This is a genomic window from Enterobacter cloacae complex sp. P18RS (assembly GCF_014982105.1).
GTDB lineage: Bacteria > Pseudomonadota > Gammaproteobacteria > Enterobacterales > Enterobacteriaceae > Enterobacter > Enterobacter hormaechei_C.
Window position 1 is genome coordinate 99,091 of sequence record NZ_JADCKV010000017.1, and the last position, 23,427, is coordinate 122,517.

The 23,427-nt window shown below is 57.6% G+C and carries 22 protein-coding genes and 1 other RNA gene; 11 read left to right on the forward strand and 12 right to left on the reverse strand.

Features of this window, described 5'->3' with window-relative positions:
- Positions 1-26 precede the first annotated feature (26 nt).
- The 6 genes from INF61_RS13990 to INF61_RS14015 all read left to right on the forward strand — a co-directional run bounded on the left by INF61_RS13990 (position 27) and on the right by INF61_RS14015 (position 5,944).
- Positions 27-758, forward strand: coding sequence for a MurR/RpiR family transcriptional regulator (locus INF61_RS13990; protein WP_015571796.1), 732 nt, complete (start codon positions 27-29; stop codon positions 756-758).
- 116 nt (positions 759-874) lie between these two features.
- Complete coding sequence (locus INF61_RS13995) at positions 875-2,308, forward strand: 6-phospho-beta-glucosidase (protein ID WP_193547860.1); 1,434 nt, start codon at positions 875-877, stop codon at positions 2,306-2,308.
- A 124-nt stretch (positions 2,309-2,432) separates the two neighbouring features.
- Entirely contained in the window at positions 2,433-2,792 is a 360-nt protein-coding gene (locus tag INF61_RS14000) for a hypothetical protein (protein ID WP_032660255.1), read from the forward strand.
- A gap of 48 nt (positions 2,793-2,840) precedes the next feature.
- Positions 2,841-4,850, forward strand: coding sequence for a protein-disulfide reductase DsbD domain-containing protein (locus INF61_RS14005; RefSeq protein ID WP_193547861.1), 2,010 nt, complete (start codon positions 2,841-2,843; stop codon positions 4,848-4,850).
- A 1-nt stretch (position 4,851) separates the two neighbouring features.
- Positions 4,852-5,454, forward strand: a complete 603-nt coding sequence (locus tag INF61_RS14010; RefSeq protein ID WP_045141943.1) for a DsbA family protein — start codon at positions 4,852-4,854, stop codon at positions 5,452-5,454.
- Positions 5,444-5,944, forward strand: a complete 501-nt coding sequence (locus INF61_RS14015; RefSeq protein WP_193547862.1) for a protein disulfide oxidoreductase — start codon at positions 5,444-5,446, stop codon at positions 5,942-5,944. Before INF61_RS14010 ends, INF61_RS14015 begins: the two co-directional genes overlap by 11 nt.
- 2 nt (positions 5,945-5,946) lie before the next feature.
- Here the strand turns inward: INF61_RS14015 and INF61_RS14020 are convergent, their stop codons facing one another.
- From INF61_RS14020 to INF61_RS14055, 8 genes are all read right to left on the reverse strand, one after another.
- Entirely contained in the window at positions 5,947-6,690 is a 744-nt protein-coding gene (locus INF61_RS14020) for an SDR family oxidoreductase (RefSeq protein ID WP_150325973.1), read from the reverse strand.
- Between the two features lie 70 nt (positions 6,691-6,760).
- A complete protein-coding gene (gene gcvP, locus INF61_RS14025; protein WP_193547863.1) occupies positions 6,761-9,634 on the reverse strand; it encodes an aminomethyl-transferring glycine dehydrogenase in 2,874 nt (957 codons plus the stop codon).
- A 127-nt stretch (positions 9,635-9,761) separates the two neighbouring features.
- Positions 9,762-10,151 (reverse strand): glycine cleavage system protein GcvH, encoded by a 390-nt coding sequence (gene gcvH / locus INF61_RS14030; RefSeq protein WP_006811885.1) that lies wholly within the window; start codon positions 10,149-10,151, stop codon positions 9,762-9,764.
- A 23-nt stretch (positions 10,152-10,174) separates the two neighbouring features.
- Complete coding sequence (gene gcvT, locus INF61_RS14035) at positions 10,175-11,269, reverse strand: glycine cleavage system aminomethyltransferase GcvT (RefSeq protein ID WP_017382898.1); 1,095 nt, start codon at positions 11,267-11,269, stop codon at positions 10,175-10,177.
- Positions 11,270-11,666: 397 nt separating this feature from the next.
- A complete protein-coding gene (gene ubiI / locus INF61_RS14040; RefSeq protein WP_023295388.1) occupies positions 11,667-12,869 on the reverse strand; it encodes an FAD-dependent 2-octaprenylphenol hydroxylase in 1,203 nt (400 codons plus the stop codon).
- A gap of 12 nt (positions 12,870-12,881) precedes the next feature.
- A complete protein-coding gene (ubiH, locus tag INF61_RS14045; RefSeq protein WP_193547864.1) occupies positions 12,882-14,060 on the reverse strand; it encodes a 2-octaprenyl-6-methoxyphenyl hydroxylase in 1,179 nt (392 codons plus the stop codon).
- The gene (pepP, locus tag INF61_RS14050; protein ID WP_026080576.1) at positions 14,057-15,370 is read right to left on the reverse strand and encodes a Xaa-Pro aminopeptidase; all 1,314 of its coding nucleotides are present in this window, start codon (positions 15,368-15,370) and stop codon (positions 14,057-14,059) included. Before pepP ends, ubiH begins: the two co-directional genes overlap by 4 nt.
- A 31-nt stretch (positions 15,371-15,401) precedes the next feature.
- A complete protein-coding gene (locus tag INF61_RS14055; RefSeq protein WP_072253007.1) occupies positions 15,402-15,980 on the reverse strand; it encodes a YecA family protein in 579 nt (192 codons plus the stop codon).
- Positions 15,981-16,147: 167 nt separating this feature from the next.
- Here INF61_RS14055 and zapA point away from each other — a divergent pair, with 167 nt between their 5' ends.
- From zapA to INF61_RS14070, 3 genes are all read left to right on the forward strand, one after another.
- A complete protein-coding gene (gene zapA / locus INF61_RS14060; protein WP_003860096.1) occupies positions 16,148-16,477 on the forward strand; it encodes a cell division protein ZapA in 330 nt (109 codons plus the stop codon).
- A gap of 41 nt (positions 16,478-16,518) precedes the next feature.
- Positions 16,519-16,702: non-coding RNA, 6S RNA (ssrS, locus tag INF61_RS14065), on the forward strand.
- Between the two features lie 24 nt (positions 16,703-16,726).
- Entirely contained in the window at positions 16,727-17,323 is a 597-nt protein-coding gene (locus INF61_RS14070; RefSeq protein ID WP_017692706.1) for a 5-formyltetrahydrofolate cyclo-ligase, read from the forward strand.
- A gap of 154 nt (positions 17,324-17,477) precedes the next feature.
- Here the strand turns inward: INF61_RS14070 and serA are convergent, their stop codons facing one another.
- Together serA and rpiA are read right to left on the reverse strand one after the other, a co-directional pair.
- Positions 17,478-18,710, reverse strand: coding sequence for a phosphoglycerate dehydrogenase (gene serA / locus INF61_RS14075; protein WP_015571805.1), 1,233 nt, complete (start codon positions 18,708-18,710; stop codon positions 17,478-17,480).
- Between the two features lie 266 nt (positions 18,711-18,976).
- Positions 18,977-19,636, reverse strand: coding sequence for a ribose-5-phosphate isomerase RpiA (gene rpiA, locus INF61_RS14080; protein ID WP_003860091.1), 660 nt, complete (start codon positions 19,634-19,636; stop codon positions 18,977-18,979).
- A 127-nt stretch (positions 19,637-19,763) separates the two neighbouring features.
- Between rpiA and argP the strand changes: the two genes are divergently transcribed.
- Positions 19,764-20,657 carry a DNA-binding transcriptional regulator ArgP gene (argP, locus tag INF61_RS14085; protein ID WP_003860089.1) on the forward strand — a complete coding sequence of 298 codons (894 nt, stop codon included), beginning with the start codon at positions 19,764-19,766 and terminating at the stop codon, positions 20,655-20,657.
- 42 nt (positions 20,658-20,699) lie between these two features.
- Here argP and INF61_RS14090 read toward each other — a convergent pair whose 3' ends face one another.
- Both INF61_RS14090 and argO read right to left on the reverse strand, forming a co-directional pair.
- Positions 20,700-21,422: an oxidative stress defense protein gene (locus tag INF61_RS14090; protein ID WP_032654935.1), complete on the reverse strand. Its 723-nt coding sequence runs from the start codon at positions 21,420-21,422 to the stop codon at positions 20,700-20,702.
- Positions 21,423-21,514: 92 nt separating this feature from the next.
- Entirely contained in the window at positions 21,515-22,150 is a 636-nt protein-coding gene (argO, locus tag INF61_RS14095) for an arginine exporter ArgO (protein WP_017382905.1), read from the reverse strand.
- 200 nt (positions 22,151-22,350) lie between these two features.
- Here argO and INF61_RS14100 point away from each other — a divergent pair, with 200 nt between their 5' ends.
- The gene (locus INF61_RS14100; RefSeq protein ID WP_053087139.1) at positions 22,351-23,409 is read left to right on the forward strand and encodes an ABC transporter substrate-binding protein; all 1,059 of its coding nucleotides are present in this window, start codon (positions 22,351-22,353) and stop codon (positions 23,407-23,409) included.
- The last annotated feature ends 18 nt before the right edge of the window (positions 23,410-23,427 follow it).

Below are 23,427 nucleotides of genomic sequence, written 5' to 3' on the forward strand. Positions count from 1 at the left end.
CGACAGCGAGTTTAGCCATTGTGAGTATGTTCAGCCATTCCGCCATTGCCAGCCTCAACAATCTGGAAATGATGGTCTACAACTATGTCATTAAGAACCGCGATAAAGTGATGTACATGACCATCCGCGAGCTGGCGGATGCGGCGGGCGTTTCCACTACCACTATCCTGCGCTTCTGCCGCAAGCTCAACTGCGATGGTTACTCGGAATTTCGGGTGCGCTTTAAACTCTATCTGGAGCAGAACGAGCCGCAGCAGGCGAATTTTGGTGCCAGTGAAATCATCAGCTTCTTTAAAAGCGTAAATAACGAAGAGTTTGATGCGCTATTAGATAACGCGGTCGATATTATTTTATCATCTGAACGAATTATTTTTGTCGGTGCGGGCACCTCCGGATCGCTGGCAAAATATGGCGCACGTTTCTTTTCAAATATCGGGAAATTCAGCAACCATATCGACGATCCTTATTTCCCGGTCACTAACGACATGGCTAAAAATGCGCTGGCTATTGTACTCTCCGTCTCCGGCGAAACCGAGGAGATCCTGCGCTTCGCCAGCCAGTTCAGCCTGCACCACTGCAAGGTGCTCTCAGTCACCAGCCACGAACATTCACGTCTCGCAAAGCTGGCGGACTTTAACCTCTCCTGGCATGTCCCGCAAACGCGCATTGGCGGCGTTTACGATATCACCACGCAAATTCCCGTCATCTATATTCTGGAATCATTAGGCCGGAAACTGGCGAAGAAATTAACAGAATAAAACATCCTGTTTTTTTGATGTGACAAATTACAATTTCCGCAAAATGTTATATCGTGACATTTAATTCCGCTTTGCTAGACTCGAAATCAATAAGTCCTGAATTGAGAATAGCAAAGATGAAAAAACTCACCTTACCGAAAGATTTTTTATGGGGCGGCGCGGTAGCGGCGCACCAGGTTGAAGGCGGCTGGAACAAAGGCGGCAAAGGGCCAAGCATCTGCGACGTGCTCACCGGCGGCGCACACGGCGTTCCGCGAGAAATCACGCAGGAAGTGATTGAAGGCAAATATTACCCCAACCACGAAGCCGTCGACTTCTACGGCCATTACAAAGAAGACATCAGGCTGTTTGCCGAGATGGGCTTCAAATGTTTCCGTACCTCCATCGCCTGGACGCGCATCTTCCCGAAAGGCGACGAAACTCAGCCAAATGAAGAGGGGCTGAAGTTTTACGACGACATGTTCGATGAACTGCTGAAGTACAACATCGAGCCGGTGATCACCCTCTCCCACTTTGAAATGCCGCTGCACCTCGTTCAGGAATATGGCGGATGGACCAACCGTAAAGTGGTAGATTTCTTTGTGCGCTTCTCGGAAGTGGTATTTGAGCGCTACAAAAATAAGGTCAAATACTGGATGACCTTCAACGAAATCAACAACCAGCGCAACTGGCGTGCGCCGCTGTTCGGCTACTGCTGCTCTGGCGTGGTCTATACCGAGCACGACAACCCGGAAGAGACCATGTACCAGGTGCTGCACCACCAGTTCGTGGCCAGCGCGCTGGCGGTGAAAGCCGCACGCCGCATTAACCCGGAAATGAAAGTCGGCTGCATGCTGGCGATGGTGGCGCTCTATCCGTACTCCTGCAAGCCAGAAGATGTCATGTTCGCTCAGGAATCCATGCGCGAGCGCTACGTCTTTACCGACGTACAGCTGCGCGGCTACTACCCGTCTTACGTGCTGAACGAGTGGGAACGCCGTGGCTTCTCCATCAAAATGGAAGCGGGCGACGAGCAGATCCTGCGTGAAGGCACCTGCGATTACTTAGGTTTCAGCTACTACATGACCAACGCGGTCAAAGCGGAAGGCGGTACCGGTGACGCCATTTCCGGCTTCGAGGGCAGCGTGCCGAACCCACACGTCAAGGCGTCCGACTGGGGCTGGCAGATTGATCCGGTAGGCCTGCGCTATTCGCTGTGTGAACTGTACGAGCGTTATCAGAAGCCGCTGTTTATCGTGGAAAATGGTTTCGGCGCCTACGACACCGTGGAAGAGGACGGCAGCATCAACGATGACTATCGCATCGACTACCTGCGCGCCCACGTGGAAGAGATGATGAAGGCGGTGACCTGGGATGGCGTGGATCTGATGGGCTACACGCCGTGGGGCTGCATCGACTGCGTCTCCTTCACCACCGGCCAGTACAGTAAGCGCTACGGCTTTATATACGTCAACAAGCACGATGACGGTAACGGTGACATGTCCCGCTCCCGTAAGAAGAGCTTTGAGTGGTATAAAACCGTCATTGCCAGCAACGGCGAAACGCTGTAATGGCTCGCCCTCTCTGCAAGCGGAGAGGGCAAACCGCTTATCTTCCAGACACTTCTTTACAGCTTTTGCGTTGCCAAAATATGTTCGCCCGATAATATAGGCGTCCTGAATATTTGAGGCGAACATGATCAAGCGACAACGCAACGCTATCCTGCTTGTAGCCCTGGCCTGCCTGGTGGTGCTGATATGCACCGCCCAGCGGATGGCCGGGATGCACGCGCTTGTCATGAACGTCACCACCACGAGCCAGTCTGTCCAGCAGGGACAGGAGAGTGCCGACGCACCGGTAACCCCGTGTGAGCTTAGCGCCAAGTCGCTGATGTCGGTCCCGCCTGTTTTATTTGAAGGCGCCCTGATTGCCGTCACCCTGCTGCTGGCGTTGCTGGCAGCCAGTCCACCGCGCCGCGAACGGCAGTGGCCTCCCCGCGTTATCTCCCCGCCCCGGTTAAGGGTGCATCTGCGATTATGCGTCTTCCGTGAATGAGCCTTCGCCTGTTACTTCAGGTTAATTCATCATTTACGGAGAAAATTTATGTTTACTGTATTCAGGCGACTGCTGGTCTGCCTGCTTTGGCTATGGCTGCCCCTCAGCCAGGCTGCCGACAGCGGCTGGCTGCGCGCCGCCGATAATCAGCACGCCAGCGTCAGGCTGCGTGCGCAACCCGAAAGCACTGGCGAAACCCGCCTGCTGCTGGACGTCGCCCTGCAAAAAGGCTGGAAAACCTACTGGCGCTCGCCGGGCGAAGGCGGCGTCGCCCCCGCGATTAAATGGCATCAGCCCGTCGAGGCGATCTGGCGCTGGCCTGTGCCGCAGCGTTTCGACGTCGCGGGCATCACCACGCAGGGCTACCACGGCGATGTCAGCTTTCCCATCACTCTGCGGGGCGACGTCCCGAAGATCCTGAGCGGCGTACTGACGCTCTCCACCTGTAGCAACGTCTGTATTCTTACCGACTACCCGTTTTCGCTGAACATGACCGCATCCGCAGGCGCCGGTTTTGATTACGATTTCAGTCGGGCCATGGGCACCCTTCCGCTCAGCGGCGGGTTGACCTCAACGCTTAACGCCACCTATGCCCCCGGCAAGCTGACCGTAACGGCGCAGCGTGACACAGGCTGGCAGGCGCCGTCCCTGTTTATCGACGGTATGGATGATGTTGATTTCGGCAAACCGGCCCTCACCGTGCGCGGTGACTCGCTGGTCGCCACCGTGCCCGTGACGGACAGCTGGGGCGAGGCCGCGCCCAACCTCAGCGGCAAAACCCTGTCGCTGGTTCTGGCCGATAGCGGGCAGGCACAGGAGTCCAGCCTGAGCATTCAGCCGGGGAACGCCGCGCCGACGCTCTCGTTAGGCTGGGTGTTGCTGATGGCGCTGGCGGGCGGTCTGATCCTTAACGTCATGCCCTGCGTACTGCCCGTGCTGGCCATGAAGCTGGGCACGCTGATGCAAACCGAACGGCAGGCGCGGGGTCAGGTACGCCGACAGTTTCTTGCGTCGGTAGCCGGGATCGTGATCTCGTTCCTCGCGCTGGCGCTGATGATGACGGTTTTACGCTTAGGCAATCAGGCGCTCGGCTGGGGGATCCAGTTCCAGAATCCGTGGTTTATTGGCGCGATGGCGCTGGTGATGGTGCTTTTCAGCGCCAGCCTGCTGGGGTTGTTTGAAATCCGTCTCCCTTCCGGCGCCAGCACCTTCCTCGCCACGCGCGGCGGCAACGGGCTTGCGGGTCATTTCTGGCAAGGCGCGTTTGCCACGCTGCTGGCGACGCCCTGCACCGCGCCGTTCCTGGGTACGGCGGTCTCGGTCGCGCTGGCGGCGCCGCTTCCCCTGCTGTGGGGGATCTTCCTGGCGATGGGTATCGGCATGAGCCTGCCGTGGCTGCTGGTGGCGGCCTGGCCGGGGCTGGCCCAGCGGTTGCCGCGTCCGGGACGCTGGATGAACGTCGTACGCGTAGTGCTGGGGATGATGATGCTCGGCTCATCGCTGTGGCTGCTGAGCCTGCTGACGGTGCACATTGGCAGCCTGCCCGTCATCACGCTGGGCGTGTTCCTGATCCTTACGCTGCTGCTGGTCACCGCCTGGCGCTACCGCTGGCAAACGGCACTGCGCGCCGGGGTATTAGCTGTAGTGGTGGCCGGGGCGGTCGCGTTTGTATCCGGTTCCGGCGGCGAGGGTTCCCGCCGCGATCGTATTCACTGGCAGCCGCTCAGCGAGCAGGCCATTGCCCGCGCGCTGGCGGAGAACAAACGGGTGTTCGTCGACGTGACCGCCGACTGGTGCGTGACCTGTAAAGCCAATAAATACAACGTGCTGCTGCGCGACGACGTGCAGGATGCGCTCTCCTCCCCGGACGTTGTCGCCCTGCGCGGCGACTGGAGCCGCCCCTCAGATACCATCAGCCAGTTCTTAACCACGCGCGGCAGCGCCGCCGTACCGTTTAACCAGATCTACGGACCGGGATTACCGCAGGGCCACGTGCTGCCTGCGTTGTTAAGCCGCGAAGCGGTGCTGAGCACCCTGTCCGATGCAAAAGGAAAATAACATGAGAGCCTTCGTTGCCTTACTTCTGCTGTCGTTATCAACGTTCGGTTTCGCCGCACCTTCTGATGACGCTTCCAGCGACCAGCTGGCAAAACTGCTGTTTAACGACCCCAACAGCCCGCGAACCGGCGCGACATCGCCGAAGCTGACCATCGTCTCCTTCACTGACTACAACTGCCCGTATTGCAAGCAGTTCGACCCAATGCTTGAGAAAATCGTGCAGGAAAATCCCGACGTGCAGCTCATCGTCAAACTGCTGCCGTTCAAGGGACAAAGCTCGGTAAATGCCGCGAAAGCGGCACTCTCAACGTGGCAGCAGGCGCCGGATAAATTCTGGGCGCTCCACCAGCGGCTGATGATGAAAAAGGGCTATCACGATGACGCCAGCATCGCCGCCGCGAAGGTAAAGACCGGAACGGACAGCATTAAAACGGATGATAAAACCATGGACAGCCTAAAGATGAACCTCATCCTGGCGCAGGTGCTGAATATTCAGGGTACCCCGGCGACCATTATCGGCGACCAGATGGTGGCGGGCGCAATTCCGTATGACGACCTGGAGGGGCTGGTCAAAGAACAGCTGGCAAACGCCCGTGGCAAGTAAGCTTCCGCGCCTGCTGCGCGAGCTGGGCGTATGGCTGCTGATTGGCGTAGCCGTGAGCCTGGCGGTGGACTATTTCCGCCAGCCCGCGCTGCCGCAGAATTTCTCCGCGACGGCACTGCACACCCTCGACGGCCAGCCCGTCGATCTTATCGCCATGAGTAAGGAGCGACCGCTGCTGGTCTACGTCTGGGCGACATGGTGCAGCGTCTGCCGCTACACCACGCCGTCGGTGGCGGCGCTTGCCGCGGACGGGGGTAACGTGATGTCGGTTGCGCTGCGCTCGGGCGATAACGCGACGCTCGAAACCTGGATGAGGAAGAAGAAGGCGACGATGCCCACGGTCAACGACGCCAGCGGAGAACTGGCGCGTGAGTGGGACGTTAAGGCTACGCCAACGCTGGTGGTGATCTCTCACGGTGAGGTGAAGTCGATCACCACCGGCTGGACCAGCGGCTGGGGAATGCGCCTGCGGCTGTGGCTGGCGTCGTAGCGTTACTTCCCGCCAGCCAGCTCCAGGAAGCTACCGGTGACATAGGAGGCTTTGTCGCTCAGCAGCCAGACAATGGCCTGGGCGACCTCCTCCGGCTGACCGCCACGCTGCATCGGTAACATCGACTTCACCCGATCCACACGCCCCGGCTCGCCGCCGGAGGCGTGAATATCGGTATAAATCAGGCCTGGCCGCACGCAGTTAACGCGAATGCCCTGCACCGCCACCTCCAGCGCGAGGCCGGTGGTCAGGGAATCCACCGCCCCTTTTGAGGCGGCATAATCCACATATTCCCCCGGCGCGCCCAGCCGTGATGCCGCCGAGGAGACATTCACAATCGCGCCGCCCTTGCCGCCGTGTTTATGCGACATGCGCTTAACCGCTTCACGGCAGCAGAGAAAATAGCCGGTGACGTTGGTAGCCAGCACGCGGTTAATACGTTCAGCGGAGAGATTTTCGATGGTGGATTGTTCAAACAAAATCCCGGCGTTGTTCACCAGCGCGGCGAGCGGCTCACCTTCGCGATCGATGCTGTCGAACATCGCCATCACCTGCGCTTCATCGCTGATATCCGCGCGTACGGCAAAGGCTTTACCGCCCGCGTCCACGATCTGATTAATGACGTCCGTCGCGGCTTTGATGTTGTGATGAAAATTCACCGCAACGGTGTAGCCTTCGCTTGCCAGCTGTAGCGCGGTGGCTTTACCAATACCCCGGCTGGCGCCGGTGACCAGTGCAATTGCCATTCTTTTCTCCCAATAAAAAAGCCGGGTGGCGGCTTCGCCTTACCCGGCCTACGTTACTACAGGAACAACGTTACTGGTATTCGCTCATCGGCACGCAGGAGCAGAACAGGTTACGGTCGCCGTAAACATCATCAAGACGTTTCACGGTTGGCCAGTATTTGTTTGCCACACCTGCCGGGAAGACAGCCAGCTCGCGGGTATAACCGTGGTTCCACTCTGCCACCAGTTCGTTCTGTGTATGCGGCGCGTTCACCAGCGGGTTATCTTCCAGCGTCCACTCCGCGCCTTTCACGCGGTCGATTTCGCTGCGGATCGCCAGCATGGCGTCGATAAAGCGATCCAGCTCCACCTTGCTTTCAGATTCGGTCGGCTCAACCATCAGCGTACCCGCTACCGGGAACGACATGGTTGGCGCGTGGAAGCCGTAGTCGATCAGACGCTTGGCGATATCCAGCTCGCTGATGCCCGTCTCTTCTTTCAGAGGACGAATATCGAGGATGCATTCGTGCGCCACGCGACCGTCGCGGCCGGTATAGAGCACCGGATAGGCGTCCTTCAGACGCGTTGCGATGTAGTTGGCGTTGAGGATCGCCACCTGGCTGGCCTGCTTCAGCCCTTCCGCGCCCATCATGCGGATGTACATCCAGCTGATTGGCAGGATAGAGGCGCTGCCGAACGGTGCCGCGGAGACCGCGCCCTGACGGGTCAGCATGCCTTCAATCTGCACCACGCTGTGGCCCGGCACAAACGGTGCCAGGTGCGCTTTCACGCCGATAGGACCCATCCCCGGGCCGCCACCGCCGTGCGGAATGCAGAACGTTTTATGCAGGTTCAGGTGCGACACATCCGCGCCAATAAAGCCCGGAGAGGTGATGCCCACCTGGGCGTTCATGTTTGCGCCGTCGAGGTAAACCTGGCCGCCGAACTTATGCACCACTTCACACACTTCACGGATAGTTTCTTCGTACACGCCGTGGGTGGACGGGTAGGTCACCATGATGCAGGAGAGTTTGTCGCCCGCCTGCTCGGCTTTGGCGCGCAGGTCGGCCAGATCGATGTTGCCGTTTTTGTCGCACGCCACAACCACCACTTCCATTCCTGCCATCTGGGCAGAAGCCGGGTTGGTACCGTGGGCAGAGCTTGGGATCAGGCAGATATCACGGTGGCCTTCGTTGCGGCTTTCGTGATAGTGACGGATCGCCAGCAGACCAGCGTATTCACCCTGCGCACCGGAGTTCGGCTGCATGCAGAGCGCGTCGTACCCGGTCAGCTTCACCAGCCAGTCGGAGAGCTGGTTGATCATCATGTGATACCCTTCCGCCTGCTCAGCCGGGCAGAACGGGTGCAGCTCAGAGAATTCAGGCCAGGTAATTGGGATCATCTCAGCCGCGGCGTTCAGCTTCATGGTGCAGGAGCCCAGCGGGATCATCGCCTGGTTTAGCGCCAGATCTTTACGTTCCAGAGAGTGCATGTAACGCATCATCTCGGTTTCGCTGTGATAGCGGTTGAACACCGGGTGAGTCAGGATCGCGTCGTCGCGCAGCATGCTTTCCTGAATGGAGCGGCTGTCGAGCGCAACCTCTTTGTCGAGCGTATCAACGTCCAGACCGTGTGCGTCACCCAGCAATACGTTGAACAGGGTCAGGATATCGTCACGGGTGGTGCTTTCGTCCAGCGTAATGCCGACCGCATTGTGAATGTCGCTGCGCAGGTTGATTTGCGCTGCCTCGGCGCGCGCCAGCACGGCCGCTTTGTCTGCCACCTCGAGGCACAGGGTATCGAAATAGTGTTCATGACGCAGTCTGAGACCTTTCTGTTGCAGACCGCAGGCCAGGATATCGGCCAGACGGTGGATGCGGCTGGCAATACGTTTCAGGCCAGCCGGACCGTGGAACACCGCGTACAGGCTGGCAATGTTAGCCAGCAGCACCTGCGAGGTACAGATGTTGGAGTTCGCTTTCTCGCGGCGGATATGCTGCTCGCGGGTCTGCATCGCCATGCGCAGCGCGGTGTTACCGGCGGCATCTTTCGATACGCCGATAATACGGCCTGGCATGGAACGTTTAAATTCATCTTTCGCGCCAAAGAACGCCGCGTGCGGGCCGCCGTAGCCCATCGGCACGCCGAAACGCTGAGCTGAGCCGAAGACAATATCCGCGCCCTGTTTGCCTGGCGCCGTCAGCAGCACCAGCGCCATAAAATCAGCGGCGACGCTAACAATAACCTTACGGGATTTCAGCTCGGCGATCAGTGCGCCGTAGTCGTGCACTTCCCCGGTGGTGCCCACCTGCTGCAACAGCACGCCGAAGACGTCCTGGTGATCCAGCACTTTTTCAGCGTCGTCGACAATCACCTCAAAGCCGAAGGTTTCCGCACGGGTGCGCACCACGTCCAGCGTCTGGGGATGCACGTCCGCCGCCACGAAGAAGCGGTTGGCGTTTTTCAGCTTGCTCACGCGCTTCGCCATCGCCATCGCTTCGGCGGCGGCGGTCGCTTCATCCAGCAGCGAGGCAGAGGCGATATCCATACCGGTCAGATCCAGCGTCACCTGCTGGAAGTTCAGCAGCGCTTCCAGACGGCCCTGGGAGACTTCTGGCTGATACGGGGTGTAAGCGGTGTACCAGCCCGGGTTTTCCAGCATGTTACGCAGGATCACCGGCGGTAACTGCACGTTGGTGTAGCCCATGCCAATGTAAGACTTATAGCGCTTGTTAAGGCCGGCGATGGCCTTCAGCTCCGCCAGCGCGGCGAACTCCGTCGTGGACTCGCCTACCTGCGGCGGCGTAGCAAGCTGGATGTCTTTTGGCACGATCTGGCCGATCAGTGCGTTTAATGAATCCGCGCCAACTGTCTTCAGCATCTCCTGCTGTTGCTGAGCATCCGGCCCAATGTGACGTTCAATGAAGGCGCCACGGTTTTCAAGCTGGCTTAAAGTCTGTGTCATGAGCGATGGTTCCTGAAACGTGCAGTGAATCGTAGTTATCTGTAACGCTGTTGCCCGGTGGCGCTAACGCTTACCGAGCCTACGTTGACCTGTAGGCCGGATAAGCGCAGCGCCATCCGGCACAACGTTATTCGTCTTCCAGTAGTGCTTCGTACGCGGTCGCATCCAGCAGCGCGGCAACCTGCGCTTCGTCGCTGGCTTTGATCTTGAAGATCCAGCCGCCTTCATACGGTTCGCTGTTGACCAGCTCCGGGGAGTCGCTCAGCGCGTCGTTCACGGCAACAATTTCACCGCTCACCGGGGCGTAGATGTCAGAGGCCGCTTTAACGGATTCCGCCACCGCACAGTCGTCGCCTGCGCTCACGGTTGCGCCCACTTCCGGCAGGTCAACAAACACCATGTCGCCCAGCAGCTCCTGCGCGTGCTCGGTGATCCCAACGGTGTAAGTGCCGTCCGCCTCTTTGCGCAGCCACTCGTGTTCTTTGCTGTATTTCAGTTCTGCTGGCACATTGCTCATTGAAGTTCTCCTGATAAAAATAGTTAGGCGACCGGCTTACCGGCGCGAACAAAAATCGGTTTGGTCACGTTGACCGGCATTTCGCGGTTGCGGATCTGCACCACCGCCGTTTCGCCAATCCCCGCCGGCACGCGTGCCAGGGCAATACTGTAGCCGAGCGTCGGGGAGAACGTTCCGCTGGTGATCACGCCTTCGCGATGATTGCCATCGGCATCGGTGAAGCGCACCGGCAGCTCGCCGCGCAGCACGCCTTTTTCTTTCATCACCAGGCCAACCAGCTGTTCAGTGCCCTTCTCGCGCTGCATCTCCAGCGCTTCACGACCAATAAAATCACGGTCAGCCGGTTCCCACGCGATGGTCCAGCCCATGTTGGCCGCCAGCGGAGAGACGCCTTCGTCCATCTCCTGACCGTAGAGGTTCATCCCCGCTTCCAGACGCAGCGTATCGCGCGCGCCCAGGCCCGCAGGCTTCACGCCCGCCTCCACCAGCGCACGCCAGAAATCAGCGGCCTTCTCGTTTGGCATGGCAATTTCGTAGCCCGCTTCACCGGTGTAGCCGGTGGTGGCGATAAACAGATCGCCCGCCTGCACGCCGAAGAACGGCTTCATGCCTTCGGTGGCTTTGCGCTGCTCGTCGCTGAACAGAGACGCGGCTTTCGCCTGCGCGTTCGGCCCCTGCACGGCGATCAGTGACAGATCGTCACGGACGGTGATGTCGATGGCATAAGGTTCGGCGTGTTGGGTGATCCAGGAGAGGTCTTTTTCGCGGGTGGCGGAGTTTACAACGAGGCGGAAGAAATCTTCAGTGAAGTAATAGACGATAAGGTCATCAATCACGCCGCCCGAGGCATTCAGCATGCCGGTATAGAGCGCTTTGCCCGGCGTCTTCAGTTTGGCGACGTCATTTGCCAGCAGATAACGCAAAAACTCCCGGGTGCGGCTACCGCGCAGGTCGACAATCGTCATATGAGACACGTCGAACATACCGGCATCGGTGCGCACCGCGTGGTGCTCATCAATCTGCGAGCCGTAGTGCAGCGGCATCATCCAGCCGTGGAAGTCCACCATGCGGGCGCCGCACAACACGTGCTGTTCGTACAAAGGAGTCTGTTGAGCCATCTTTTCCTCGTTGAAAAATTCACCGTGAAACCCGGTGTCGGCCTCGCGATCGGGGGCCGACGCAAACGTTCTCTTTTACCTGAACTTACCACCGAAACCGGCGGTTAACCATAAGGTAAAACGGGTCATCACATTAGCTTATAACCAAAAATCGCTGAAAAGCCTACAGAGTTATTCACTGGGAAAATGCGATTAAACCCGCATAAAATTAACAATGTTCTAACAGAATTTAGCAGATGGTGATATTTCGTGCGGAAAAACGGGCCGAATTTCCGTAACATAAAAATAGTAAGATTAGATTTTCTAATGCGAAAAATGACGTGAAATTAGATTATTTCAAACGAGGAAATTTCCCCGGCGCGGAGGCCGGGAAAATAAAGTGTGACGGGGATCGAGATTAACGTAACCAGTCGGGAAGATCGTTGAGGCCCATTGCCTGACGAAGAAGCTGCGGTTTTACGCCGGGAAGGGTGTCGGCCAGCTTGAGGCCAATATCGCGCAGCAGTTTTTTCGCCGGATTCGCTCCGGCAAACAGCTCGCGGAAGCCCTGCATACCCGCCAGCATCATCGCCGCACTGTGTTTGCGGCTGCGCTCGTAGCGACGCAGATACAGATGCTGACCAATATCTTTGCCTTCCCGATGCAGGCGACGCAGCTCTTCAACCAGCTCAGCCGCGTCCATAAAGCCGAGGTTCACCCCCTGCCCGGCCAGCGGATGAATGGTATGCGCCGCATCCCCCACCAGCGCCAGACGGTGCGCGGCAAACTGACGCGCGTAGCGACCGGTTAACGGAAACGTCTGGCGTTCGCTTTCAAGCATGCACAGGCCCAGACGGTTATCAAACGCCACGCATAGCGCCTGACTGAAGGCATCCGGCGTCGCCTCCTGCATCTGCTGCGCTTTCTCCGGCTCTAAGGACCAGACGATGGAGCAGAGATGCGGATCGGCAAGCGGCAGGAAGGCCAGAATGCCGTCATTATGGAAAATCTGGCGCGCCACGCCGCCGTGCGGCTCTTCGGTGCGGATTGTGGCCACCAACGCGTGATGGCGGTAATCCCAGAAGGTCAGCGGAATATCCGCTTTGTTACGCAGCCAGGAATTGGCGCCGTCGGCACCCACCACCAGACGCGCGGTCAGCATGTCGCCACTTTCAAGAGTGATAAACGCGTCGTTTTCGCCCCACGCCACCTGCTGAAGTTTCGCCGGTGCGATCAGCGTGACGTCGCTGCACTGCTGTGCTTTCTGCCACAGCGCGTGGTGGATCACCGCGTTTTCAACGATGTGTCCAAGGTGGCTGTAGCCCATGCTTTCATCGTCAAACGCGATATGGCCGAAGCTGTCTTTGTCCCACACTTCCATGCCATGGTAACAGCTGGCACGCAGCGCCACGATTTCAGACCAGACGCCAAGGTGCGTCAGTAGCTTTTCGCTGGCGGCATTGATCGCCGAGACGCGCAGCTCCGGCGGTGCATCCTGCGCCACAGGCTGCGGCGCTTTTTGCTCAAGCACGGCCACGCGCAGGCCGCTGCCCTGTAAACCACAGGCCAGCGCCAGTCCTACCATTCCGCCGCCCACAATGGCGACATCAACATTTTGCACGGTCAATACTCCTTAACGCGCGACCCAACCCAGGGTCCGCTGCGCCAGCACGTCACGTGCCGGAATGAACAGTTCCATCGCCATCAGCCCAAGGTTGCGACCCGCAACCAGCGGTGCCCAGCGATTGGCAAACAGGTGGACTAAACCGTCGGTGACGCCAATGGTCGCCGCTTTGTCCGCCTGGCGTCGTTTCTGGTAATGGCTCAGCACCGAGTATGCGCCACAATCCTGTTGTTCGCTCCACGTCCGGGCCAGTAGCTCTGCCAGGCTTATCACGTCACGGAGGCCAAGGTTGAAGCCTTGCCCGGCGATGGGGTGCAGCGTCTGCGCGGCGTTGCCGACCAGGGCGACGCGATGGGAGACAGTCTGCGATGCGGTCGTCAGCGCGAGCGGATAGGCCACGCGTTTTCCGGCATGGGTGATGCGCCCAAGCCGCCAGCCGAAGGCTTTTTGCAGCTCGGAACAAAAACGTTCGTCGGACCAGGAGAGAACCTCATCGGCCCGATCCTGCGCATGGCACCATACCAGCGAGCAGCGCCCGTTCGACATCGGCAGCATGGCCAGCGGGCCGTGCTCCGTGAAGCGCTCAAATGCCCTGCCGTTATGCGCGCCAGCCGTAGAGACGTTAGCGATGACCGCCGCCTGCCCATAGGGTCCAGAGCGCCATTCGACGCCGCACTGCGTGGCGATCGCGGAGCGTGAACCATCTGCCGCCACCAGCAGTTGCCCCTCCAGCGTGGTGCCGTTGTCCAGCGTCACGCTGACGGCCTCGTCACGACGGCTAAAGCTGGCGACGCGCGCCGGACAGTGCAGCGTGACGCCAGGCGCGTCCTGTAACAGACGGAACAGCCGCAGCCCTACGTTATGCAGCTCGACAACCTGCCCCAGCGCCTCGATCCGGTAATCGTGGGCATCCAGCGTCACAAACCCGGCATGCCCGCGATCGCTGACGTGAACGGTGCCGATCGCCGTTGCGCAATCCGCTATCGCCTGCCAGATCCCAATACGCGCAAGCTGCTGACAGGTTCCCTGCGCCAGCGCGATAGCGCGGGCGTCGAAACCGGGATGATCGGCCGCCTGCGGCGCGACCGCCTCGACGAGATGCACCGGAAGCTGGCCCTGGGTTAACTGCGAAATAGCCAGCGCCAGAGTAGCGCCGGTCATGCCTCCGCCAACGATGATTACGCTCATCCGCGTGCCGCCGCCATCAGCGCCTCGATGTCGTCGGCTTTTTTCACCACGGTCGCGGTCAGGTTTTCGTTACCGGTTTCGGTGATGACGATATCATCTTCAATACGAATGCCGATCCCGCGGTACTGTTCCGGCACGTCGGCATCCGGCGCGATGTACAGCCCCGGCTCAACGGTCAGCACCATGCCAGGCTCCAGCACGCGCGAACGTTCCGGACCGTATGCCCCGACGTCATGCACATCCAGCCCCAGCCAGTGGCTCAGGCCGTGCATAAAGTACGGACGATGGGCGTTTTCGGTTATAAGGGTGTCCACATCGCCTTTCAGAATGCCGAGCTTCACCAGCCCGGTAATCATGATGCGCACCACCTCGCCCGTAACCTCCTGGATGGAGGTGCCAGGACGGAACAGCGTCAGCGCGGTCTCCAGAGACTCAAGCACGATGTCATAGATTTCACGCTGCGCGGAGGTGAATTTACCGTTCACCGGGAAGGTACGGGTGATGTCGCCCGCGTAACCCTGATATTCACAGCCGGCGTCAATCAGCACCAGATCGCCGTCGCGCAGTTCACTTTCGTTTTCGGTGTAGTGCAGAATGCAGCCATTTTCCCCGCCGCCTACGATGGTGTTATAGGACGGGAAGCGCGCGCCGTGACGGTTAAATTCATGGTGAATTTCCCCTTCAAGCTGGTACTCGAACATACCGGGACGGCACTTTTCCATGGCGCGGGTATGCGCCAGGGCGCTGATTTCGCCCGCGCGGCGCATCACGTTCAGCTCTTCTTCAGACTTGAACAGGCGCATCTCATGCACCATCGGTCGCCAGTCCGTCAGGGTGGCGGGTGCAGACAAATTCTGACGTGAGCCTTTACGCAGCTTATCCAGCGCGGTGAAAACAATGTCATCCGCATACGCGTATTCGCCCTGCGCGTGATAGAGCACGTCCAGACCGTTCAGCAGTTGGTAGAGCTGCTGGTTGATTTCGCTGTAGGCCAGCGCGCGGTCCACGCCCAGTTTTTCTGGCGCCGCCTCCTGTCCTAAGCGGCGGCCAAACCAGATTTCCGCGGTCAGATCGCGCACGCGGTTAAAAATCACGCTGTGGTTGTGGGTGTCATTGCTTTTAATCAGCACCAGTACCGCTTCCGGCTCGTTAAACCCGGTGAAGTACCAGAAATCACTGCTCTGGCGATAGGGGTATTCGCTGTCGGCGCTGCGCGTCACTTCCGGCGCGGCGAAAATCAGGGCAGCGCTTCCCGGCTGCATTTTTGCCAGCAGCGCCTGACGACGGCGAGAATACTCTTGACTGGAGATAACCATGACACCCTCCTGTGCGTTATTTTTCTTAGTGTAATGTTGGCTTGCGAACTTCCGGCGCGGTCGGCTGCGAGCGCGTAAAGTGGTCGTGGCACAGCAGAGACGCCACGCGCACGTACTCGATAATCTCTTCGAGAGACATCTCCAGCTCTTCCTGGTCTTCGTCTTCATCGTAGCCGAGCTGGGCGATATTACGCAGATCGTCGATCGCTTCACCCGCTTCGCCGGTCACTTTATCCAGTTTAGGCTGGGTTACGCCCAGGCCAAGCAGATAGTGGTTTACCCAACCCGCGAGCGCATCAGCGCGATCGAAGACGCTGACATCGTCGCCTTCAGGCAGATAAAGCTGAAAAAGAAAGCCATCGTCTTCCAGGGAATCGCTGGTTGCGGCGTGCATTTTACGCAGCGCTTCCGCCAGTTCGTGGCCAAACGCCAGCCCTTCGTTGGTGAGGTCGTGGATCAGCGGCTGCCATGAGCTGTCGCTGTTTCCGCCGCACAGTATGCCGCTGATCAGACCGTGCATTTCGGCAGGGGTCAGACCGACTCCCTGCTGGTTCAGTAACTGGTTTAAATCCTTGTAACCAGGCATTTCGTTCTGTATAGACATACGCATTCGTCATCAAAGGGAGGATATTCATGATATGCTACCACTTTGGACCCTGGTGATACCAGAAAAGGGCTTGTATCTTCACATCAGGGTAGCTATAGTGTCGCCCCTTCGCAGCCCCCGGGGCAGTAAGCGAAGGCAGCGCAGTCAATCAGCAGGAAGGTGGCATGTCTGCACAACCCGTCGATCTCCAGATTTTTGGCCGTTCACTGCGAGTGAATTGTCCGCCTGAACAAAGGGATGCCTTGAATCAGGCTGCGGACGATTTGAATCAGCGGTTGCAAGATCTAAAAGAACGCACTAGAGTCACAAATACTGAGCAGCTGGTTTTCATCGCCGCGTTGAACATCAGCTATGAACTGACTCAGGAAAAAGCGAAGACCCGCGATTACGCGGCAAGCATGGAGCAGCGCATTAAAATGCTCCAGCAGACCATAGAACAGGCATTGCTTGATCAAGGTCGCAGTCCCGAAAGACCGGGACCAAAGTTTGAATAACACTTCTCAGTTGACTATGGTAGAGTAACTGTGAAGACAAAATTTCTCTGAGATGTTCGCAAGCGGGCCAGTCCCCTGAGCCGATATTTCATACCACAAGAATGTGGCGCTCCATGGTTGGTGAGCATGCTCGGTTCGTCCGAGAAGCCTTAAAACTATGACGACACATTCACCTTGAACCAAGGGTTCAAGGGTTACAGCCTGCGGCGGCATCTCGGAGATTCCCTCTCTTTTCTTCTACCGACTACCATGACTCAACTCCCTGAAGTTTCTGCTTCACGCCAGGACATCCGTCAGCTTATTCGCCAGCGTCGTCGCGCTCTAAGCGCCGAGCAACAGGCACAGTTTGCTCAGCAGGCCGCCGCCCGCATGATGGCCTATCCCCCTGTGGTGATGGCAAACACCGTCGCCCTGTTTCTCTCGTTTGATGGTGAGCTGGATACCCAACCGCTTATCGACCAGCTCTGGCGCGCCGGGAAAAAAGTTTACCTGCCGGTTCTGCATCCCTTTAGCCCGGGCAATCTGCTGTTTCTGCACTACCATCCGCACAGCGAGCTGGTGGTGAATCGTCTGAAAATCACCGAACCCAAACTCGACGTGCGCGACGTGCTCCCGCTTTCCGGGCTGGATGTGCTGATTACGCCGCTGGTGGCGTTTGACGAGCAGGGCCAGCGATTGGGCATGGGCGGGGGATTCTATGACAGGACGCTACAAAACTGGCAGCAGTACGGATTGCAGCCGGTGGGGTATGCGCATGATTGCCAGGGCGTGGAGGCATTACCCGTAGAGAAATGGGATGTGCCGTTGCCGGCGGTGGTGACGCCCAGTAAAACCTGGACCTGGTAGAACAAAGCCGGGTGGCGGCTACGCCTTACCCGGCCTACATAAATCCTCGAACATTGTATGTCGGGTAAGCGTAAGCGCCACCCGACATACAAACCGCACGACAACTGTAGGTCGGGTAAGGCGCAGCCGCCACCCGACACCACAGACCGCACCATCAGTACAACAGGCGCGCGCGAATCGTCCCCGGAATGGCCTTCATGCTCTGCAATGCTTTCTCGGCGATATCTTCATCCGCTTCGATATCAATCACCACATAACCCATCTGCGAGTTAGTTTGCAGATACTGCGCGGCAATGTTAACACCCTGCTCAGCAAAGATCTGGTTGATGGCGGTCAGCACGCCAGGACGGTTTTCGTGGATGTGCAGCAGACGACGCCCACCGTGCAGCGGCAGAGACACCTCCGGGAAGTTCACCGCAGAGAGCGTTGAACCGTTGTCGGAATATTTGCTCAGTTTACCCGCCACTTCCAGGCCGATATTCTCCTGCGCTTCCTGAGTAGAACCGCCGATGTGCGGCGTCAGGATCACGTTGTCGAACTCGCACAACGGAGAAGTGAACGGATCGCTGTTGGTGGCCGGTTCCGTCGGGAATACGTCAATCGCCGCACCCGCCAGATGCTTACGCTTCAGCGCATCGCACAGTGCAGGAATATCGACCACCGTACCGCGCGCGGCGTTGATCAGCAGAGCGCCCGGCTTCATCAGCGCCAGCTCTTCCGCCCCCATCATGTTTTTGGTGGACGCATTTTCCGGCACGTGCAGGCTGACCACGTCGCTCATGTTCAGCAGGTCTGAAAGATGCTGCACCTGCGTCGCGTTACCCAGCGGCAGCTTGCTTTCGATATCGTAGAAAAACACGTGCATGCCGAGGGATTCCGCCAGAATACCGAGCTGCGTACCGATGTGGCCGTAACCGATAATCCCGAGCTTTTTACCACGCGCTTCGTAGGAGCCCGCAGCCAGCTTATTCCACACGCCGCGGTGCGCTTTGGCGTTAGCTTCCGGAATGCCGCGAAGGAGCAGCAGCAGCTCGCCAATCACCAGCTCCGCCACGGAACGGGTGTTAGAGAACGGCGCGTTAAAGACCGGGATACCACGTTTTGCGGCGGCATTCAGATCAACCTGATTGGTGCCGATGCAGAAACAGCCAATCGCCACCAGCTTTTCCGCCGCAGCAATAACGTCTTCAGTCAGTTGGGTACGGGATCGCAGGCCAATGAAATGGGCATCACGGATGGACGCTTTCAGCTCTTCAGTGTCCAGCGCGCCTTTGTGAAATTCGATGTTGGTGTAGCCTGCTGCGCGAAGGCTATCGAGCGCTTTCTGGTGCACGCCTTCAACCAGCAGGAATTTAATCTTGTCTTTCTCCAGTGATACCTTTGCCATTTACCCGACCCTGTTTTTATCTGAACTGATGTTGTGCTGGATATAAATCCCGTGCAGCCAACATATCAAAAAAAACTATTGCAGCAATATGAACGTTTGCGTCGGCACTCTGAAGAAAAGTCATACAGAGCAAAATGGCAGAGGAAAATGCTGCGGATAATTACGAACGTGGCAGGATCGGCAAAAGAGGCGGAAAAACGTGACACAAGTCACCGAATTTAGCTTTTCAAAATTTTTTTAGCGGGGGGAGCGCTCCCCCCGTCAGATCATTTTACGATGGTTTTTACACCGTCAGCCGTGCCGATCAGCGCCACGTCCGCGCCACGGTTGGCAAATAACCCTACGGTAACGACGCCTGGAATGCCGTTGATCGCATTTTCCAGCGCAATGGCATCGAGGATCTCAAGGCCATGAACGTCGAGGATCACGTTGCCGTTGTCGGTCACCACACCCTGACGGTATTCCGGACGACCACCCAGCTTCACCAGTTGACGTGCCACGGCGCTGCGCGCCATCGGGATCACTTCGACCGGCAGCGGGAAATTCCCCAGAATGTCGACCTGCTTGGAGGCGTCCGCGATGCAGATGAACTTATCCGCCACGGAAGCGATGATTTTTTCGCGGGTCAGCGCCGCGCCGCCGCCTTTGATCATCTGCATGTGGCCGTTGATTTCATCCGCGCCATCAACGTAAATGCCCAGACGGTCCACTTCGTTGAGGTCGAAAACGGTAATGCCGAGGCTTTTCAGCTTTTCCGTGGAAGCATCGGAGCTGGAAACCGCGCCCTCGATCTGCCCCTTCATCGTGCCCAGCGCATCGATAAAGTGCGCCGCCGTCGACCCCGTACCAACACCGACAATGGTACCCGGCTGTACGTACTGGAGAGCGGCCCATCCTACTGCTTTTTTCAGTTCATCCTGCGTCATGATCGTTTTGCCTGTGGTGTGAAAACTCAGGGCGCATTATAGAACACGTCGAATGGATTTCGTCTGCCACGAAGGGAAAATTGTGTCATAGTGCAGATTAAGCAAAATTAAGGAGTCAGCCAGAGCAATGAAACGTCCGGACTACAGAACACTACAGGCACTTGATGCAGTTATTCGTGAACGCGGTTTTGAGCGCGCGGCGCAAAAGCTGTGCATCACCCAGTCCGCCGTATCACAGCGTATCAAACAGCTTGAAAACATGTTCGGGCAGCCGCTGCTGGTGCGTACCGTGCCGCCGCGTCCGACGGAGCAAGGACAAAAGCTCCTCGCCCTGCTGCGTCAGGTTGAACTGCTGGAAGATGAGTGGCTGGGCGATGAACAGACCGGCTCCACGCCGCTGCTGCTGTCGCTGGCGGTGAACGCCGACAGTCTGGCAACGTGGCTGCTGCCGGCCCTTGCGCCGGTGCTGGCCGACTCCCCTATCCGCCTGAATCTCCAGGTTGAAGACGAAACCCGCACCCAGGAGCGCCTGCGCCGTGGCGAAGTGGTTGGTGCCGTCAGTATTCAGCCTCAGGCGTTGCCAAGCTGTCTGGTGGATCAGCTGGGCGCGCTGGATTACCTGTTTGTCGGTTCAAAAGCCTTTGCCGAGCGCTACTTCCCGAACGGTGTGACCCGCGCCGCGCTGCTGAAAGCGCCTGCCGTCGCTTTCGACCATCTGGACGATATGCATCAGGCCTTCCTGCAACAAAACTTCGATCTGCCGCCGGGCAGCGTACCGTGTCATATCGTTAACTCGTCCGAAGCCTTCGTACAGCTCGCGCGTCAGGGAACCACCTGCTGCATGATCCCGCATTTGCAGATTGAGAAAGAGTTGAAAAGCGGTGAGCTGATTGATTTAACCCCGGGGCTGTATCAGCGCCGGATGCTGTACTGGCACCGTTTTGCGCCGGAAAGCCGCATGATGCGCAACGTCACTGACGCGCTGCTGGCGTTTGGGCATAAGGTGTTAAGACAGGATTGAAAAACTAGCCGGGTGGCGGCTTCGCCTTACCCGGCCTACGGGTTACTGAGCGGGCTTTTCAGTCGGCTCCAGCTGGAACACCACATCAACCTGATCGTCGAACTGAATGGTTGGCTGCTCGTAGGTTTCCTGAGCAGAAACCGGCGCGGCGTCCGCCTTCATCATCCGCACCATCGGGCTTGGCTGGTAGTTTGAAACGTGGTAGCGCACGCTGTAAACCGGACCGAGCTTGGTCTTGAAGCCGGATGCCAGCTGCTGCGCCTGATGAATGGCATCATCAATCGCCGCTTTACGCGCTTCGTCTTTATATTTCTCCGGTTGCGCAACGCCCAGCGAGACGGAACGAATTTCGTTCAGCCCAGCCTTCAGCGCACCATCCAGCAATCCGTTGAGCTTATCAAGCTGGCGTACAGTCACTTCCACAGTACGCACGGCGCGATAGCCTTTCAGGATGCTTTTGCCGTTCTGGTAGTCGTAATCCGGTTGGGTACGCAGGTTCGCAGAGCTGATGTCTTTTTTCGCGACACCGTTCTGTTCCAGGAAAGAGAGGTATTGCGCAACACGATCGTCTGCCTGTTTCTTGGCGGAAGCAGCATCTTTCGCCGCCACGTTCACTTCGATTGCCAGGGTTGCAACATCCGGTACCGCATCCACGCTTGCCGTGCCTGAAGTGACAATGTGCGGGCCGTTTGGCAGTTCATTCGCCTGCACCGACACCGTACCTAAACTTACTAATGCCGCCAGGGCCATCACCTTAAACTTCACTGTCATTCCTCCATGTTGCGAAGAGTGCCCTGTTAACAGGGCTCATGCCAGCAAGCTTAGCGGGTCTTGTTCAGATGTCCATAAGACAACGCTTAGTTGAACAGTCCCTGTACGTGATGAATCCCCTCTTTCGCCAGCTGGAAGGCAATAAACCACATCACCAGCCCAACCAGGGTATTGATAATGCGCTGCGCTTTAGCGGTGCGCAGACGTGGCGCCAGCCATGCCGCCAGGATCGCAAGACCAAAGAACCAGAGGAAGGAGGCGCTGACCGTACCGAGCGCAAACCAGCGCTTGGGCTCAACGTCCAGCTGTCCACCCAGGCTGCCGAGCACCACGAACGTATCAAGATAAACGTGCGGGTTAAGCCACGTCACGGCGAGCATGGTGACGATAATCTTCCAGCGCCCCTGCTTCATCACTTCGGCGCTCGCCAGCTCAAGATTGCTGCTCATGGCCGTTTTCAGGGCGCCAAACCCGTACCACAGCAGAAACGCTACGCCGCCCCAGGTAACCAGCGCCAGCAGCCACGGCGACTGCATCAGCAAGGCGCTGCCGCCAAAAATCCCGGCGCAAATCAGTAGCAAATCGCTCACCGCGCACAGCAGGGCAATCATCAGATGATACTGGCGGCGAATGCCCTGGTTCATCACAAACGCATTTTGTGGACCAAGGGGAAGGATCATGGCCGCACCTAATGCAAGCCCTTGAAAATAGTAAGTTAACATTGATAACTCTCAGGCAGTTTTCTCTACGTGCAGACTATACTGCGTGACCATCATTAGATAAAATTTAAAATTTTAATGGTTAATTAGAATCACTAATAAAACCCTGCTGTATACAATATTAAGATTTTATAAAACCTGCCCTCTCGCGACCCGGCGTATGCTGTAATGCCCCAGGCCGAAAAATTCTCACAGGAAATCATATGAAACATCAAGGCGTTGCAATGGTCATCTCCGCCATATTTGCGCTCTTAACTGCATTTCCGGCCATAGCGAGTGCAGGAAAGATACTTCGCTACACGGACCATGAACCGTACGGCAATATGCGTACGCAATTTATCAAAAACGTTTTCTTTAGTGAGATTGAAAAAGAATCGCAAGGCCGCCTGAAAATTGAAGCCCACTGGAAAGGTGATATATCAAGTAGTTACAATGCGCTAAGTACGCTTGGCCAGGGAACCAGAGCTGATATTGGCATCGTTGTCCCTGAATATACGGCTGAGCAACTGCCGCTTCATCAAATATTCAAAAGCTTTCCCCTGGGGCCTGCAAACGGCGAGGCCCAGGTGCGCTTCTTTCATCGCGTGTTCCAGCAATACCCACAGTTTGCCCGCGAGCTTGGGCAGAATAACCTGGTGAATTTGCAGTTCTTCCTGGGTTATCCGGTCGGGTTCTTTACCCGTCAGCCAGACGTTAAGCTGAAGCAGCTAGAGGGAACAAAATGGCGAACCGCCAGCTTCTGGCACCAGTCATTTTTGCGCAATGCTGGCGGAGCTACCCTGGCAATGCCCTGGAATGACAAGATTACCGACGCGTTGCGCACGGGACAGTTGAATGGCCTTATGGTGAATCTCGACAGCGGAGATGACATACATGCGCAGCGCGCGGCGCCCTACATTCATTATTCTCCTGCGCTCTGGCTGGGGCATGTCTACCTTCTGGTTATAAATAAGGACACCTTAAACGCATTGGACGAGCGGGATCGTCTTGCTATTCGTCGTGCAGCCGAAACCACGGAGAAACAACTCGGTGCTGCGTTGGACAGCGGGCTGGCTTCTCTCACCACGCGTCTGGAAAACGAAGGCGCTAAGCTTCATCTTCTGAGCCGTGATGAGCAATTGGAATGGCAGAAAGCAACGCGATATCAAGAGGTTCAGGAGGAATGGGTACGGCAACAGGAAAGTAAGGGTAATACGGACGCAGGCAAATTGATGCACGAGCTACGCCTATTGCTGGAGGCTAACGCCCGGCAAAAGCGATAGGCTCAACGCCCGCATACA

Coding starts and splice junctions, on each gene's coding strand:
- INF61_RS13990 (WP_015571796.1), top strand. CDS start 27: ATGTTCAGCCATTCCGCCATTGCCAGCCTCAACAATCTGGAAATGATG.
- INF61_RS13995 (WP_193547860.1), top strand. CDS start 875: ATGAAAAAACTCACCTTACCGAAAGATTTTTTATGGGGCGGCGCGGTA.
- INF61_RS14000 (WP_032660255.1), top strand. CDS start 2,433: ATGATCAAGCGACAACGCAACGCTATCCTGCTTGTAGCCCTGGCCTGC.
- INF61_RS14005 (WP_193547861.1), top strand. CDS start 2,841: ATGTTTACTGTATTCAGGCGACTGCTGGTCTGCCTGCTTTGGCTATGG.
- INF61_RS14010 (WP_045141943.1), top strand. CDS start 4,852: ATGAGAGCCTTCGTTGCCTTACTTCTGCTGTCGTTATCAACGTTCGGT.
- INF61_RS14020 (WP_150325973.1), bottom strand. CDS start 6,690: ATGGCAATTGCACTGGTCACCGGCGCCAGCCGGGGTATTGGTAAAGCC.
- gcvP (WP_193547863.1), bottom strand. CDS start 9,634: ATGACACAGACTTTAAGCCAGCTTGAAAACCGTGGCGCCTTCATTGAA.
- gcvH (WP_006811885.1), bottom strand. CDS start 10,151: ATGAGCAATGTGCCAGCAGAACTGAAATACAGCAAAGAACACGAGTGG.
- gcvT (WP_017382898.1), bottom strand. CDS start 11,269: ATGGCTCAACAGACTCCTTTGTACGAACAGCACGTGTTGTGCGGCGCC.
- ubiH (WP_193547864.1), bottom strand. CDS start 14,060: ATGAGCGTAATCATCGTTGGCGGAGGCATGACCGGCGCTACTCTGGCG.
- INF61_RS14055 (WP_072253007.1), bottom strand. CDS start 15,980: ATGTCTATACAGAACGAAATGCCTGGTTACAAGGATTTAAACCAGTTA.
- zapA (WP_003860096.1), top strand. CDS start 16,148: ATGTCTGCACAACCCGTCGATCTCCAGATTTTTGGCCGTTCACTGCGA.
- INF61_RS14070 (WP_017692706.1), top strand. CDS start 16,727: ATGACTCAACTCCCTGAAGTTTCTGCTTCACGCCAGGACATCCGTCAG.
- serA (WP_015571805.1), bottom strand. CDS start 18,710: ATGGCAAAGGTATCACTGGAGAAAGACAAGATTAAATTCCTGCTGGTT.
- rpiA (WP_003860091.1), bottom strand. CDS start 19,636: ATGACGCAGGATGAACTGAAAAAAGCAGTAGGATGGGCCGCTCTCCAG.
- argP (WP_003860089.1), top strand. CDS start 19,764: ATGAAACGTCCGGACTACAGAACACTACAGGCACTTGATGCAGTTATT.
- argO (WP_017382905.1), bottom strand. CDS start 22,150: ATGTTAACTTACTATTTTCAAGGGCTTGCATTAGGTGCGGCCATGATC.
- INF61_RS14100 (WP_053087139.1), top strand. CDS start 22,351: ATGAAACATCAAGGCGTTGCAATGGTCATCTCCGCCATATTTGCGCTC.